Consider the following 16810-nt stretch of genomic DNA (forward strand, 5'->3'; position numbering starts at 1 on the left):
CCTTATTTCTGTTTTGGTCATGGTCTAAGTTATACCACATTTTCCTATAGCAATCTTAAATTATCTAGTGAGAACATTAAAATTGGTGAGTCGGTAGAAGTTAGTATTGATGTAACTAATACAGGTACACGTTTAGGCGATGAAGTTGTACAGATGTATATAAAAGATAAGGTAGGGAGTACCACGAGACCGTCTAAAGAATTAAAAGGATTTAAAAGAATTGTGCTTAGTCCAAATCAAACTGAAACTGTTAAGTTCAACATAACACCTGAAGCTCTTTCATTTACTGGATTAGATTATAAAACTATAATCGAAGCAGGGGAATTTGAGGTTATGGTTGGAACTAGTAGTGAAAAGTATTCAACTGTTTTATTAACAGTCAATAATTAATATTAAGGCAAGTTAAAATAAATTGATTAAGTGCAATCAAGATATGGATAAGTTTATTATGTGCATATTTATGTTTGTTTTATTTATTTAACAAAAAATATATTTATACTATAATATAATTTATAAAACAAAAAAATTAATGAATATCAAGAAAGATTGTGGTGAACTACCATTTATAACTGTCACACTTGATGGAAAGTGTGTTAAACCAGTATTTGATAATATAATGGATTGGGGACATTCTGTAGGGATCCCATTGTGAAACTTAATTTATACTTGTACAAAATCTCCACGCTTCTAGGAGTTTTGGACAAGTATAAATTAATAGTTGTGGGATACCTATACCTTTCATCCAAATGGTAAGTTTCTTATTACAGATGCCTGTGCCCATGAATCCTTTAGTTACGGTGATGGTACAATACCATTACGGTCAATATATCTAGAGACAGGGAAAAAAATAACTTTGGTTCATATCAATACTTTAACACCTTATGAGGAATTGGATATTGCTTTAAATGTTAATCCACTATAGCTTAGGATAGAACAAATAGATAGAATAGATTTTGGATTATTTTAAAAAGGATTAGGTGAAGTTGATGATACAATGGCAAGCAAAATGGATTATTGATCCTGAGTTTCTTGGGTTAAAGACAATAGATATTTTTCACAAAGAAAAAGATAAAAGAGAATATGGAGTACACAGAGAAGATTTTAAAAACAGGCATATGCTTATTAGAAAGAAATTTTCAATAGATGAGATTAAAGAGAAAGCATACATTAATATCACTGCAGATGATTACTACAAATTGTACATTAATGGTCATTTTGTAGGGCAAGGACCAGCACCATCTTACTACTTTGAATATAATTATAATCACTATGATATTAATCAATATTTAAATGATGGCGACAATATCATAGCAGTACATGTTTATTATCAAGGTCTAGTAAATAGAGTATGGAATAGTGGGGATTACCGACAAGGAATGATTGCTGAAGTGTTTGTGGATAAGAAACTTGTGCTGACAACAGATAATACCTGGAAATACCATATATCAGAGTCATATCAGTCAGGGGGTATTACGGGTTATGATACTCAGTTTCTTGAAAATATTGATAGTCGATTATGGGATGAAGATTGGATGACCCTGGATTATAACGATGTCCATTGGAAGCAAGTATGTGAACATGAAAAGGATGACCATAAGTTATTTCTACAAAAGTCATCTAATCTTAGTGTTTATTCAATGGATGCTGAAACTATAGAGAAAATTAAAGAAAATCATTATTTAATTGATTTTGGACAAGAGATTACAGGACAATTTCAAATGATAGCACAAGGAAAAACAGGCCAAATCATAGAAATCAGATGTGGAGAAGAACTAGAAGAATTAGATAGCCATAGGGTAAGATATAATATGAGGTGTAACTGTTTTTATCAGGAATTCTGGACATTATCAGGGCGTAAAGAGCAATTGAATTTCTACGACTACAAAGGATTTAGATATGTTGAAGTAATTGCATCGGAAGATGTTGTTATGGATAAAGAGTTTAAGGCCATTGTTAGACATTATCCTTTTGATAATGATTCTTTTAGGTTTAAATCATCAAATGACCGAGTTGATAGGGTTTTGGATATATGCAAAAATGGTGTAAAGTATGGTAGTCAAGAAGTTTATGTAGATTGTCCAACAAGAGAAAAGGGGCAATATCTTGGGGACTTTACGGTGACGGGACATTCTCATATCTATTTAACGGGAGAGACTCTGTTGTATAAAAAAGCACTTAAGGATTTTGCCTTATCAACCTTTATATGTCCAGGAATCATGGCTGTAGCACCAGGGGCCTTAATGCAAGAAATTGCTGACTTTTCTATGCAATGGCCTATGCAGTTGTTTCAATATTATCTACAAAGTGGAGATAGAGATTTCTTAGAAGAAATGTATCCTGTAATGGTCAATCTGGAGAAGTATTTTGAAGCTTATAAAAGAGAAGATGGTTTATTGCATAAAATTGATGAAAAGTGGAATTTGGTTGATTGGCCTGAAAATCTAAGAGATGGTTATGATTGTGAACTAACAAAACCTATAGGAGATGAATGCCATAATGTAATTAATGCCTTTTATTATGGCATGATTAGCTACATAGAAAAGATAAGAGAGATATTAAATATTACCAATGTTAATAATCTGGTGGCTTTCAAAGAAAGTTTTGTTAATGCTTTTTATAACAAAGAAACGAAACTTTTTATTGATAAAGAAAACTCTGAACATTCAGCTATTCACTCAAATGCATTACCCTTATTATTTGATTTATTCCCAAGTTCGGATGTGGAAAAAGCTGTGAATTTAATTAAAAATAGAGCACATAAATGCGGGGTGCAGATGTCTTATTTTGTCTTGAAAGCCCTTGCCAAAGCAGAAGCATATGATGAGATATTTAAATTGATTGAGAATCTATGGGGAACAATGATTGAAGAAGGTGCTACAACATGTTTTGAAGTATGGGGAAAAAATCAAAAGTGGAATACAAGTTTATGTCATCCTTGGGCCAGTGCACCTATACCTATCATAGTAGAAGATATTATAGGTATAAAACCGGCTTCTCCAGGTTGGGAGAAAATAAGGTTTGTACCTCATATACCTGATACCTTAGATTATTTTAGTTTTAATATTAAGGTTAAAACAGGTCTTATACATATAGAAAAAAACAATGGGGTTATAGAGTTTAAAGGACCTACAGGTATTGAAGTTGTGAATTGACCAGCAGTATGAGGATTTCCTGAACAATTATGGGCAATTGAGAAATAGAAGAGAAGAATAAGAAGGATACTGTAATGATAATTAGTGATAAATTTCCAGTATATAAGAATTTTAATCCAAAGGTACCAGTATATTGTGTAACACCTGGTGAAGGAAGAATCATTCATAGATTTTTTTGATACGTCACCTTTCAGTCCTTCTGGAAGATATTTGGCACTATTTAGAATGCCAGATGAAACGGATTTACCAAAACTCGGTGACAAAGGTGAAATTGTTATTGTTGATTTAAAAGAGGGTATTGAAAAAATTGTAGCAGAGTCTTATGGATTTGAACACCAACTAGGAGCTAATATTAATTGGGGAGAGAATGACGATCTAGTTATTTATAATGATGTTGATCTGGAAACTTGGGAATACTTTGGTGTTAAGCTTAACTGGAGAACGGGAGAGAAAACTAGATTAGAAATAGGAGTTTACCATGTATCGGAAGATGGATTGGAAGCTTGCACAGGTAACCCATCCTGTAAATGGCGTACACAATCAGGATATGGTCTTATCATACCAGAAGAATTAACAAAGACTGTATCAATCTTGTCTCAAGATGAAGGATTATTTGTGACAGATACTAGAACAGGAAAAGCAAGATTACTTCTTTCAATGAAAGAAATCTTTCAAACATGTTTTTCAAAAGAATATATAGAAGAATATAAAGATGGAGAATGTTACCTATTTCATTCCAAGTATAGTCCGTCAGGAAATAAAATAATGTTCTCTACTAGGTAGATACCTAAAGAACTTCATAATCATAAGAATGCTATCGGTACACCTTATATCAGGTTCAATATTTTTACATGCAATAGAGATGGAAGTGATTCACAAGTATCTGTAGGACAAGAACATTGGATTAATGGAGGACATAATACCACATGGCATCCAAATGAAGAGCAATTAACCATGAATATCAAGAAAGATTGGGGTGAATTACGATTTGCAACTGCAACACTTGATGGAAAATGTGTTAAACCAGTATTTGATAATATAACGGGTTCTGGACATCCTACCTTTCATCCAAATGGTAAGTTTCTAATTACAGATACTTATACCCATCAATCCCTTAGTTACGGCGATGGAACAATACCATTAAGGTTAATATATCTAGAGACAGGGGAAGAAATAACCTTGGTTCGTATCAATACTTTGACACCTTATCAGCAAGAGGATCTTGCTTTAAGAGTTGATCCACATCCAGCTTGAGATAAAACAAATAGATATGTGGCATTTAACGCTTATGAGGGCGGCACAAGACGTGTATATGTCATGGATATGAAAAAATATTTGTAGAAAAGCAATAAATTAAATATACTAATTAATTAAAAAATAAAATAAATGTAAACGGTTAATAACAGGTCAAGTTGACAGATATTAACCCGCTTATTGTTACTTTTATCACAAAATGTAATTGATTACACAAAGCAATATTAAACTATTGCCGATGAACATGGATTAGCCATAGCGTTAGCTATAGTGGGTAATGGAGCTTGATTATAAGGGTATATGTATATATAAAAGTAGTAAAATAAAACTTTGTTTGACATATACTTACAATTTGATAAAATGAATGTGTGTGATATGTACAATCTATGATTTATGCTATATTTGAATAAGAATTATTTGAAAGGAAGTTAGCATATGAAAAAGAAATATTATTTCAATAGTGTTATAAAGATTTGGTTTATTACATATATAATAGTTTTGCTAGTGCCTTTGCTAGTAAACTATTTTTTGTTTATTCATTCTCGTGCTATCATACAAGAAGAAATAAATAGTGGTAGAAATGCAATGTTAACACAACTAAAAAGTAATATTGATGAAAAACTACAATCAATTAGACGTACAGGAATTTTAGTTACAAATGAGCCAAAATTTTTAGGGGTAATTAATGACGATAAAAAAGGAGTGATTGATAATAATAAGTATGAGATTATTGAGTTGGCTAATTTTATATCATTATTACGTAATAGTAATAATAATATAGAGAGTATAATGCTTTATTTAAAGAATTCAAATAATGTTTTTTATAATAAAACATATATGAATAATCAGTATATTTACAATAATCATGTTAATCTAGATATATTTGAAACATATGATCAATGGTACGATTTTTTGAATCAAAAGTATAGAAATGAATTTGTTTTAACGGACATTAAAACACCAGAAGGAAATCCGGAAAAATATATTTCATATGCTATGTCTCTACCTTATGGAAATTTAGCAAATTCCAATTCAACATTATTTATTAGTATAAAGCAGGATCAAATTATTAACATTCTAGATGATTACAAGATTTCAGGTAATGGGATTGTATATATTTTAGATGAAAACAATAACATTATAGCTTCTAATGTGGATATGAAAATACCTGAATTATTAGAATATGAAAATTTAATAAATAATAATACTATTTATTTTGGTAAATATGATAAAAAAGAAGTGGCAGCTTTAATGACAGAATCTGATGAAACAAATTGGAAATATATTATATTAGCAGATAAAGAAATTTTCTCGAAAAAAATGTTTAATTACAGTAAAATCGTATTGTTTGCAACATTTATTTATACAATTATAGGAATAATTCTTGCTTTTTTATTTACAAATAGGAACTATAAGCCAATAAAAAAAATTGTACAGCTCATATCAATAAAATCTTTGACAGAAAGGAACTCAGAATGTAATGATTATTTATATCTGCAAGAATCTTTTGAAAGAGCATTTTTTGAAATGGATGAAATGCATCAAACAATTAGTCAACAAAATGATTTGTTACGTAGAAATTTTATATATAGGTTGCTAAATGGGGAAATAAGAGACAAGGTGCTACTAGAAACATCATTAAATAAATTTGAGATTGAGTTTAACTATGATTATTATTCAGTTTTTATTGTGCATATAGATTTTTGTCAACCAAAAGAAAACTTTAGTACTGATATAACACTGATGAAAATAGCAGAATACTTTAATCAAATTGAATTGAAAAAATCTAAGTTATACCATATTACTAGAGAAAATTATATTATTTTTATAACAAATAGTGATTTAGAAACACAAAACAAATTAAACAGAGAATTGCATACTTATATTGATCAACTTAAGTTGCAGATAGAGCAATTTTCTAGGCTAAGTTTAAGTGTGGCAGTTAGTAATATTCATGATTCAATTTTAGGTATAACAGAGGCTTATCAGGAAAGTTTGAATTGTTTGGATTATATATTGGTGTATGAACCAGATGAAATACTTAGTTATAAAGATATTGAGAGCAAAGATGCCTACTACTATCCAATTAGTATTGAACAAAAGCTAATTAATTATATAAAAGCAGGCAATATTGAAGAGGCAAATGCATTACTTCAACATGTATATGATAAGAATTTTAAAGAAAATTTAATCTCTATGAATATGGGAAAAAGTTTAATGTTCGATATTTGTGCAAGTATATTAAAAGTTGTAGATTACCAGAATACTAATGAAATGATTAATCAAGAAAAATTATTGAAATCTATTATATTTTCTAAAAATCTACGAGAAATGATGGACTCCTTAGTAAAAGTATTATGTACAGTGTGCAAATACTTTAAATGTATTAATGAAAAAACAGAAAAAATTGCTTATAGCAAAGAAATTAATTCATATATTGAAGAAAATTATTCCAACTCAGACTTAAACATATCAACATTGGCTGAACATTTTAATTTAACACCATCATATTTATCAAAGCTTTACAAAATGGAAACTGACGAAGGAATTCTAACTTATATTAATAAAATAAGAGTTGATAAATCAAAGTCTTTACTTTTAGAAACGGATCAGTGCATTTCAGAGATTGCTGAAAAAGTAGGAATTCTTCATGACACCAGTTTTAATCGTATTTTTAAGAATAATGAAGGAATAACACCAGGACAATACAGAAAAAATAATAAGATTATATAAATGATTGTTAATATATAACGGAAATTGAGGATTGAAACATTGCCATTTAATAGGTAATCTTTCAATCTTTTTTTTGATATTTCAAGTTATTTTAGTTTTTGAATGTCCATTTATAAAATTGAAAGTACAAATTCTATATTTTAATAAGCTATTTTAAGTTTTGTAAATAGATTTATAAGGGCAAAAGTAGCATAATAGGAATTGTTATTCAAGGATTTAGCTGATTCAATTGTAAACGAAATCAATTGATAGTTCCATTTTGTTTTTATTGAAGGAATTAGCTGCTGAATTGGAACAAGTAAAATAAAAATTTATTTTTGGGAGGGGTACAAATGTTAAGTAAGAAATTAAGATGCTTTGCAACAATGATGTCTTTGGTAATGTCCATTTCTTTATTTGCAGGATGTAGTAAAGAAAAAAATGATGTGGACACATCAAAAAATAATAGTGAGGTTAAAGCAGACAGTGGTACTATTTATCCATTAGAAGGTGAGCACAAGATCACTTATTGGACACAAGGCTTTGTTCATCCAGATTATCCAACGCAAAAAGAAACACCACTTATGCAAGAAATGATGAAAAGAACAGGCGTTGATGTTGATTTTATTCACCAAACTTCACCAGAGGCATTTAGTCTTATGGTAGCTTCTGGGGATTTGCCTGATGTGTTCAAGTTTGACTTGATAAAAGGTTTCCCAGGTGGCCCATCAGCAGCAATTCAGCAAGGAGTTGCAATTGAACTTAATGAATATTTAGAAAAATATGCACCTAATCTTATGAAGTTTTATGCTGAAAATCCTGATATAGAAAAATTAGTTAAGACAGATGATGGCTCTTTTTATAACTTCCCATTTGTTAGAGGAAGTGATTATTTAACTACATTTGTTGGACCAATGTTAAGAAAAGACTGGCTAGATAAGTTAGGATTAGCAGTGCCTGAAACAATAGATGAATGGTATACAGTATTACAAGGGTTTAAAACTATGGGTGCAAAATCACCACTTACCTCAGAAATACTTATAGTTAAAGATGCAAATCCTTTTGTGGGTGCTTACAATACATCATTTGGTATGCATCTTCAAGACGGGAAAATTGTATATGGACCAATTCAAGATGGATACAAGGATTTCTTGAAAACATTTGCTAAATGGTATGCAGAAGGATTAATTGATCCAGATATTGCTACTGTTGATAAAAATCAAGTAGATGCAAAAATGACAACAGGTGAATCTGGTGCTGCAGTTGGACATACTGGTAGTCGTATGGGTGCTTGGTTAAGCGCTATGAAAGATGATGCATCATATGACATAGTTGCTGCTAAATACCCAGTACTTAAAAAAGGTGATAAACCTCAATTTGGTCAAAGTCAAGCTCCTTATTTTGGAATGGGTGTAGGTATTAGTTCAAAATGTAAAGACATTGAGGCGGCAGTTAAATTTCTTGATTACGGATATAGTGAAGAAGGACATATGCTTTATAACTTTGGTATAGAAGGCGAAAGTTATGAAATGGTAGATGGTTATCCAACTTATACAGACTTGATTATGAAGAATCCAGATGGTGTTCCAATAGCACAAATGTTACTAGCATACGTTCAATCATCTTATAATGGACCGTTAATTCAAGATCAAAGATATATGGAACAATATTCAGAATATCAACAGCAAAAAGATGCTATCGAAATATGGAAGGATACTGATATTGCAAAACATATGTTACCACCCGTTACTCTAAATCAAGATGAATCCAGTGAAGTTGCATCAATAAAAAGTGAGATTGAAGCTTATGTAGACGAATTTTTCTATAAATCAATGTTTGGTGATGTTAATATAGATGCTGAATGGGATAAATATGTAGATACAGTTAATAAAATGGGTGTTACAGATATGATTAAAACCTATGAAGAGGCATTAGTTAGATATAACAACCGTTAATAGTATTTATAATAACAAATGTATAATTAAATATTTCCTAATTGAGTGTTTGAATTAGGAAATATTTAATGACTTGAAGGAGGTAGTTTCATATGGTAAAAAGTTATTTTTCTAGATTAGCAATAGATTTGAGAAAAAACCGGTCCTTATATTTAATTATGTTACCAGTGCTTATTTATTATATACTTTTCCGCTATTTGCCAATGTATGGAGCAACTATAGCATTCAAAGATTTTTCACCAGCAAAAGGTATAATGGGAAGTGATTGGGTAGGTTTTAAGCATTTTATAAGATTTTTTTCAAGTCATTACTTTTTGAGGGTATTAAAAAATACATTTACTTTAAGTTTTATGCAGATTTTATATGGTTTTCCAGTACCGATAATTTTTGCAATATTGGTTAATGAGTTAAGAAATAAAACATATAAAAGAGCGGTACAGACAGCCACATATCTTCCACATTTTATTTCAATGGTTGTTATTTGTGGAATTATTACTCAATTTAGCTCAACTAATGGTATATTTAACGATTTTTTAGCACTTTTTGGTGCAAAGCCAGAATCGTTATTACAAAAACCAGAGTTGTTCAGAGGTATTTATATCCTTTCAGAGATATGGCAGAAAGCTGGTTGGGAATCTATTATTTATTTGGCGGCCCTAACTGGTATTGATTCAAGTTTATATGAAGCGGCTGGTATAGATGGTGCCAATCGGTTTAAGAAAATCATGCATATAACATTACCAGGACTTTTACCTACGATTGTTATCATGCTGATTTTAAGAATTGGCCAAGTCATGGAAATTGGGTTTGAGAAAATTATCTTATTATATAATCCTGCAACTTATGAAGTAGCAGACGTTATTTCCTCATATGTATATAGAGTAGGATTAACTGACTTGAATTGGAGTTATAGCGCTGCTGTTGGTATATTTAACTCTGTAGTAAATCTCACATTTTTAATTGCGGCTAATAAGTTAAGCAAAAAATATGCCGGATCAGGATTATGGTAGGGGGAATAAAAATGTCTAATAAAATAAAAGTAGGAACTAGTGGAAAGATCTTTGATAGATTAAATGAATTAGTACTTTTAATTGCAATCATTTTAACGGTTTATCCTATGATATATATATTATTATCATCTATAAGTAATGGTAATGAACTGATGAAACATAGTGGTATATTGCTTATGCCACAAGGCAAAGCTACATTGGCAGCGTACAAAACTGTTTTGGGAAGTAAAACAATTATAGGTGGTTTTGGAATGTCCTTTTTCATGGTTACTGTTGGAACAACTATATCAATTATTTTAACAAGTTGTGCTGCTTACTTTCTATCAAGAAAGAATGTAATGTTAGTTACACCAATAATGATGTTGATTGTGATAACCATGTTCTTTAAAGGTGGAATAGTGCCAGAATTTTTAATCTATAAACAATTAGGTTTTGTTAATAGTATTTGGGCACCTATTATTCCTTTCTGTGTGAACACATTTAATTTAATTATATTAAGAACAGCTTTTTATGCTATTCCACCAAGCTTGGAAGAGTCAGCTAAAATTGATGGTGCAGGTCACATGACTATACTTTTTAGGGTTATGTTACCACTGTTAAAACCAACATTAGCAGTTTTAGTTTTATACTATGCTGTGTTTTATTGGAATTCATGGTTTTGGCCATCTCTTCTTATTAGAGATAAGGCACTATACCCACTTCAAGTTGTTCTTAGGGATATATTAATTCTTGCTGATTCATCATTGCTTGAAGGTGGAGGTATAAATAGTGATACTGACGTTGCAATAGGTGAGACTGTTAAATATGCATCAATTATTGTTGCAACATTACCAATATTAGTTGTATATCCATACTTACAGAAACACTTTGTTAAAGGTGTAATGGTAGGTGCTGTAAAAGGATAACAATAATGGTTTAATGTATAAAATTTATGAAAAATGGAATTTGGTTGATTGGCCTCAAAATTCAAAAGAAGGTTATGATTGTGAAATAAAAAAAGTATCATTTGATAAAAAAATGATACTTTTTTTATTTGAACAGTAAAGTATAAATTATTAGTTCATTATGTGCATACTTATGTTTATTTTATTTATTTAATGAAAAATATTTTTATACTACAATATAGTTGGTGAAAAAGAAATCTTTCAAAAAATTCAGTTATATGAAATAAACAATAAAAATATTATGAGGAGAGGATATTATGAAATGTATAAAACTTAAATGTGAATATCAAACAAATCCAATTGGAATTGATGTTAAAAATCCACGCTTTTCATGGCAGATAGAATCAGAAAAGCAGAATATTATACAAGAAACTTATCGGATACAATGTTCCAATAATAAAACATTTGAGGAAAAAAAACTGCTATGGGATACAGGCTTTGTTAGTACTAATAATTCAAATCAAATCGAATATAAAGGAAGAGAATTATCCTCTTTTCAGGGTGTTTATTGGCGTGTCATGGTAGAAACTAATAGGGGAGTATCAGCCTTTAGTGAGATAGCATATTTTGAAATGGGATTTTTAGATACAGAATGGTTAGGAAATTGGATAACATCAGATGTGAAATTTCAAGCAAAAGATCAATGCCCAATTTTAAAGAAAAATATTTATTTAACGGATACACCAGTATCTGCAAGAATGTACATTACTTCCTTGGGGGTTTATGAGTCAGAAATTAATAGCAATAAGGTCAACCAAGATATTTTAGCTCCAGGATGGACATCATATAATAACCACTTACAATATCAGACTTACGACGTGAAAGATATGCTTGTAAAAGGGGAAAATACAATTGCTGTTACTTTAGGCAGTGGTTGGTATATGGGAAAAATAGGATTTGAAAAGCATGGGGGACCTGAGAATCGATATGGCGACACAGTGGCTTTGTTAGCACAAATTGAAGCGAAATATGCAGATGGACAGTCACAGATAATTGTTACAGATGATTCATGGAAAAGTGACCAAAGTGCCATAATTTTTTCGGGAATATATGATGGCGAACATTATGATGCTAGAATTGAAAGTAGTAAAAACTATGATGAATTGGCATCAGTAAAAATATATGAACCTGAAAATCAATTTGATATAGTGGGACAAATAACTCCAGGGGTACGAGTGATTGATACAATTAAGCCTGTGGAACTTATCACAACACCTAATGGAGATAAAGTCCTTGACTTTGGTCAAAATATGGTAGGGTGGGTTAAAGTAAGTGCACAAGGTAATGCAGGGGATGAAATATATTTAAAGCATGGGGAGATAATGCTGGATAATGAATTTTATAATGTTAACATGCGTAGTGCGAAAACAGAAGCGTTATATATACTGAAGGGTGAGGGTATTGAAACCTTTGAACCCCATTTTACTTTTTTTGGCTTCAGATATGTGAAAATAGAAAAATATCCTGGTGATATTGATATTAATCAATTCAAGGGTATTGTTATAAGTTCGGATATTGAATATAGTGGCATGTTTAAATGTTCCAATGAGAAAGTGAATAAATTATATGAAAATATTGTATGGGGACAAAAAGGTAACTTTGTAGATATTCCAACTGACTGCCCACAACGAGATGAAAGATTAGGATGGACAGCAGATACCCAGGTGTTTGCAGCTACAGCTTGCTACAATGCTATGTCAGTATCTTTTTATGATAAATGGTTAAAAGATTTAGCCTTTGACCAACTCCCAAATGGTTGTGTTCCATTTGTTGTTCCAGATGTAGTGAGGGATTCAAGAACTAGTAGTGCGTGGGGAGATGCTGCCACCATAGTTCCTTATACCTTGTATCGTTTTTACAAGGATAAAAAAATATTGGAACGACAATACCACAGTATGAAAAAATGGGTTGAGTATATTCGAGCTGAAGGTGAAACAGAAACCTTATGGAATACAGGGTTTCAATTTAATGATTGGTTAGCAAAAGATGGGTATGGGTTAACAACCATGCATGGTGCAACACCAAAGGATTTAGTAGCCACTGCTATGTTTTACTATTCAACAACTTTATTAGTAAAATCAGCTCAAGTATTAGGTTATACAGAGGATGTTGCTAAATATAATAATTTAGCAGAGCGAATAAAACAAACATTTAATTATGAATTTGTAACCAAGGCAGGCAGAATTTCAGGTGAAACACAAACGGCCTATACTTTGGCAATACAGTTTAACTTATTAGATGATAAAAATATTGAAGTAGCAACAAAACAGTTAGTAGAGTTGGTTAGACGTGAGGAACATCGCATTACAACAGGATTTGTAGGAACACCTTATATTGCACATGTATTAAGCAATAATGGTTATAATGAAGATGCTTATCGTATGTTACTTAATGAAGAATGTCCTGGTTGGTTGTATCAAGTAAACATGGGAGCGACTACCATATGGGAAAGGTGGGATAGTTTATTACCAGATGGATCTATTAATTCTGGTAGAATGAATTCATTTAATCATTATGCATACGGTTCTATTGCACAATGGCTATTTGAAGTTGTTTTAGGTATTACTCCAGATAATGGATTCCAGACATTTAACATTGCGCCAAAACCAAACCCATTACTAGGATTTGCAAGGGGGGCTATTGATACCCTATATGGTCGAATCCAATCAGCTTGGGAAATTAATGAAGAAACAATAACTGTGTCAGTATCCATACCATGTAATACAACGGCAAAACTATATTTACCTGAAGTTTGTCAGCAGGATTTTAAGGATACTATTCAATTTGAAAATGTAGATGGTGCATTAGTCATTATGTTAGGGTCAGGTAATTACTCCTTTACTTATTCCAACAAAGATATTAAAGCATTAAAATAGTAGTAGTCAGAGAATTGAATAACATATATTGTTTTTTTATTTATTCAACTAAATATTTGAAATTATGGGCTATGTGTAAAATTTTAAAAGATTTTCACATAGCCTATTAGATTAATCTTATATTTTGGTTTAATATAGGTATCCCAGTATGGGATTCCTATATTGTACATGAAAATATGTTAAAATGTTCACGATTACATTTAACAGAAAAACAACAATATAATGTCAGAAATAAGATAGAAAAACAAGGGTACATGGTCTAATATAAAACATATAGTTCAGAAATAAAATAAGTTAAAGGAGAGGATAGTATGGGTAAGTTGAAAAAGTATGTGGCTTTGGCAAGTGTTTTTACATTATTGATGGCTACGATTACAGGATGTGGGGGTGAAAATAATACAAGTGTAGGTGCAGAAGAAGCAAAACAAGAAAGTAAAGATATGGAAACTGTCAGTGTTTATCTTCCTCAAGCATCAAATTTTACGGAGGAAGGAATTGCAACAGTAGAAGAAGAAATGAATAAAATTTTTAAAGAACGTTATAATGTTCAAGTAGATTTAAATTACATAAGTTTAGGAAATTGGGTAACACAATCTAATTTGGCATTAACAACAGATGAATGCGATGTTATAACATTAGTTAATTCACCATTAACTTCATTTGTTAGAAATGGACAGTTGGCTCCTTTGACTAGTTATTATGAAAATGCTTCCAATGAATTAAAAGATATTTTTTCAGAAGATGAATTGAAGGCAACTACATTTGATGGAGAAATTTATAGTCTTCCTAGAAAATTCTGGGCTGGTACTGAATCTGCATTGTTTATGTCTGAAAAAATAGTGAATGAGATGGGTATTGATATATCTACAATTAATTCACTTGAGGCAGTGGATAAAGTATTATATCAAGTTCATGAAGCATACCCTGATATTTACACAATTGTTCCTGCCGTTGAACCAAGTAGCCTACTTGATATTTGGTATTACGGAGACGGAATGTCAGATGACAGAGGTCGATATGGTGTAGTTCCTTTCTTTGATTCAGATTTTGATGAGAATAATATGAAGGTAAAATCTCTTTATGAAACAGAAAAGTTTAAAGAAATCTGTGAATATACACATAAATGGTATAGTGATGGTTTGGTTTTACCAGATGTTTTAAGTAATACAATTGACGGAGGAACTTATATTAAGAATGGACAGGCATTTGCTTTCATGGTTAGACAACAAGGAAATGGATATAAAAATAAAACGAAAGATGGTATGCTTACATCTCCTTCTCTTGGGCCATCAATAAATTATTCATATACTAACACTACAGTAACCTATGGAATTAGCTCAAATAGCAAGCATAAGGATGCAGCATGGACAGTTCTTCAAAGCTTGTATATGGATTCAGATATTGTTTCACTATTGGCAGATGGAGTTGATGGAGTTCATACTGTGCTTCAGGATGATGGAACAGCAACATTTCCAGAAGGCGTTGATAGATCCAATTGTGCATATGGCGGAATATATCAATTCTGGATATATCCAAATACTATGATTTGTCCACCATCACAAATAATGGGAAAAGATTACGTTGAAAATTTAAAAGCTTATAGTGCAACGGTAGAGCCTTCTCCTATAGTAGGATTTCAGTGGGATTCTACAGATTGTACAGATGAAATGACTGCAGTATCCAATATACATGATAAATATTATAAAGCATTGATGTCTGGTGTCTTAGATCCAAAAGAGGTATTTCCAAAAATAATTGATGAGTTGAAGCAAGCAGGAATGGATAAGATAATTGCTTCTGAGCAAGAACAATTGGATGAGTTCTTAAAGTCTAAGTAAAGATTATATAAAAAGTGTGGTTAAATCTTTTAATCACACTTTTTAGAAAAAAAGGGGTAGAAATTGTGAAAAATAAAAAAATAAAAATAAACAAGCAAGCAATTATGTTGATGATAATGATGCTGCCAGGAATAGTTTATTTACTAATTAATAATTATGCTCCAATGGTAGGAATTGTTTTAGCATTTAAAAAGTATAATTATGCAAAAGGAATGTGGCAAAGTCCATGGACAGGTTTATCAAATTTCACATATTTATTTAAGACAAAGGACGCTTTTATAATGATTAGGAATACTTTGTTGTATAATCTAGTTTTTATAATTTTGGGAACAATAATGTCTGTTGGAGTGGCAATTATACTAAATGAAATTAAAAATAAATTAGCGAAAAAAATTTACCAGACGGTTATTTTGATTCCCTATTTAATTTCTATGATAGTAGTAAGTTATATAACATTTGCCTTTTTAAGTACAAATAGTGGATTGATTAACAATATGATATTGGGTGGTAGTGACATTAACTGGTATGCTAAAAGTGAGGCATGGCCTTTAATATTAACCATTGTGTATCTGTGGAAAAATTTCGGTTATATGAGTATTATTTATTATGCTACTATTATTGGGATAGATGAATCACTTTATGAAGCAGCAATTGTAGATGGCGCTAGCAGATTTAAAAGAATGATACATGTTACATTACCTGGTGTTAAATATACTGTAATTACTATGGTATTGCTTTCTATTGGAAAAATATTTCGTTCGGATTTTGGATTATTTTTTCAGGTTCCGCAGAATTCGGGAATTTTGAGTGATGTAACAACTACTATTGATGTTTATGTATATAAAGGGTTAACACAACTTAATGATATAGGAAGAGCTTCGGCGGCAGGATTTATACAAGCTGTATTTGGTTTTATTTTGGTGTTATTAGCAAATTATATTGTCAATAAGATTGATAAAGAAAGTGCACTTTTTTAGTATAAATATTAATTAAATGGATTATAGTATAGCCAATGGAAAGGAATGTATATAAAAATGGTTGAGAATAATAAAGTACAGCAACTTTTGCT

At 30.9% G+C, this 16810-nt stretch carries 11 protein-coding genes; all 11 read left to right on the forward strand.

What is annotated here, in order from left to right:
• Positions 1-390 (forward strand): fibronectin type III-like domain-contianing protein (locus BUB83_RS19010; protein WP_200801435.1); only part of this gene is annotated, 390 nt, incomplete at its 5' end.
• 596 nt (positions 391-986) lie between these two features.
• Positions 987-3152, forward strand: coding sequence for a family 78 glycoside hydrolase catalytic domain (locus BUB83_RS19020; protein WP_073340706.1), 2166 nt, complete (start codon positions 987-989; stop codon positions 3150-3152).
• A 147-nt stretch (positions 3153-3299) separates the two neighbouring features.
• Positions 3300-3935 carry a hypothetical protein gene (locus tag BUB83_RS21400; protein WP_143160597.1) on the forward strand — a complete coding sequence of 212 codons (636 nt, stop codon included), beginning with the start codon at positions 3300-3302 and terminating at the stop codon, positions 3933-3935.
• A 171-nt stretch (positions 3936-4106) separates the two neighbouring features.
• The gene (locus BUB83_RS21405) at positions 4107-4406 is read left to right on the forward strand and encodes a hypothetical protein (RefSeq protein ID WP_084133688.1); all 300 of its coding nucleotides are present in this window, start codon (positions 4107-4109) and stop codon (positions 4404-4406) included.
• A 435-nt stretch (positions 4407-4841) separates the two neighbouring features.
• Positions 4842-7139: a helix-turn-helix domain-containing protein gene (locus BUB83_RS19030; protein ID WP_073340707.1), complete on the forward strand. Its 2298-nt coding sequence runs from the start codon at positions 4842-4844 to the stop codon at positions 7137-7139.
• Positions 7140-7471: 332 nt separating this feature from the next.
• Complete coding sequence (locus tag BUB83_RS19035) at positions 7472-9073, forward strand: extracellular solute-binding protein (protein WP_073340708.1); 1602 nt, start codon at positions 7472-7474, stop codon at positions 9071-9073.
• Positions 9074-9165: 92 nt separating this feature from the next.
• Positions 9166-10083, forward strand: coding sequence for an ABC transporter permease (locus tag BUB83_RS19040; protein WP_073340709.1), 918 nt, complete (start codon positions 9166-9168; stop codon positions 10081-10083).
• An 11-nt stretch (positions 10084-10094) separates the two neighbouring features.
• Positions 10095-10988: a carbohydrate ABC transporter permease gene (locus BUB83_RS19045; RefSeq protein WP_073340710.1), complete on the forward strand. Its 894-nt coding sequence runs from the start codon at positions 10095-10097 to the stop codon at positions 10986-10988.
• Positions 10989-11284: 296 nt separating this feature from the next.
• Positions 11285-13903 (forward strand): alpha-L-rhamnosidase, encoded by a 2619-nt coding sequence (locus tag BUB83_RS19050; protein WP_073340711.1) that lies wholly within the window; start codon positions 11285-11287, stop codon positions 13901-13903.
• Positions 13904-14214: 311 nt separating this feature from the next.
• Positions 14215-15741, forward strand: coding sequence for an ABC transporter substrate-binding protein (locus BUB83_RS19055; RefSeq protein WP_073340712.1), 1527 nt, complete (start codon positions 14215-14217; stop codon positions 15739-15741).
• 65 nt (positions 15742-15806) lie between these two features.
• On the forward strand, positions 15807-16718 hold the full coding sequence (locus BUB83_RS19060; protein WP_242950719.1) for an ABC transporter permease: 912 nt from the start codon (positions 15807-15809) through the stop codon (positions 16716-16718).
• Positions 16719-16810 lie beyond the last annotated feature (92 nt).

The sequence above is a fragment of the Clostridium grantii DSM 8605 genome (genome assembly GCF_900129965.1).
Taxonomy (GTDB): domain Bacteria; phylum Bacillota; class Clostridia; order Clostridiales; family Clostridiaceae; genus Clostridium_AF; species Clostridium_AF grantii.

Coding starts and splice junctions, on each gene's coding strand:
- BUB83_RS19040 (WP_073340709.1), top strand. CDS start 9,166: ATGGTAAAAAGTTATTTTTCTAGATTAGCAATAGATTTGAGAAAAAAC.
- BUB83_RS19035 (WP_073340708.1), top strand. CDS start 7,472: ATGTTAAGTAAGAAATTAAGATGCTTTGCAACAATGATGTCTTTGGTA.
- BUB83_RS19050 (WP_073340711.1), top strand. CDS start 11,285: ATGAAATGTATAAAACTTAAATGTGAATATCAAACAAATCCAATTGGA.
- BUB83_RS19020 (WP_073340706.1), top strand. CDS start 987: ATGATACAATGGCAAGCAAAATGGATTATTGATCCTGAGTTTCTTGGG.
- BUB83_RS19055 (WP_073340712.1), top strand. CDS start 14,215: ATGGGTAAGTTGAAAAAGTATGTGGCTTTGGCAAGTGTTTTTACATTA.
- BUB83_RS21405 (WP_084133688.1), top strand. CDS start 4,107: ATGAATATCAAGAAAGATTGGGGTGAATTACGATTTGCAACTGCAACA.
- BUB83_RS19045 (WP_073340710.1), top strand. CDS start 10,095: ATGTCTAATAAAATAAAAGTAGGAACTAGTGGAAAGATCTTTGATAGA.
- BUB83_RS19030 (WP_073340707.1), top strand. CDS start 4,842: ATGAAAAAGAAATATTATTTCAATAGTGTTATAAAGATTTGGTTTATT.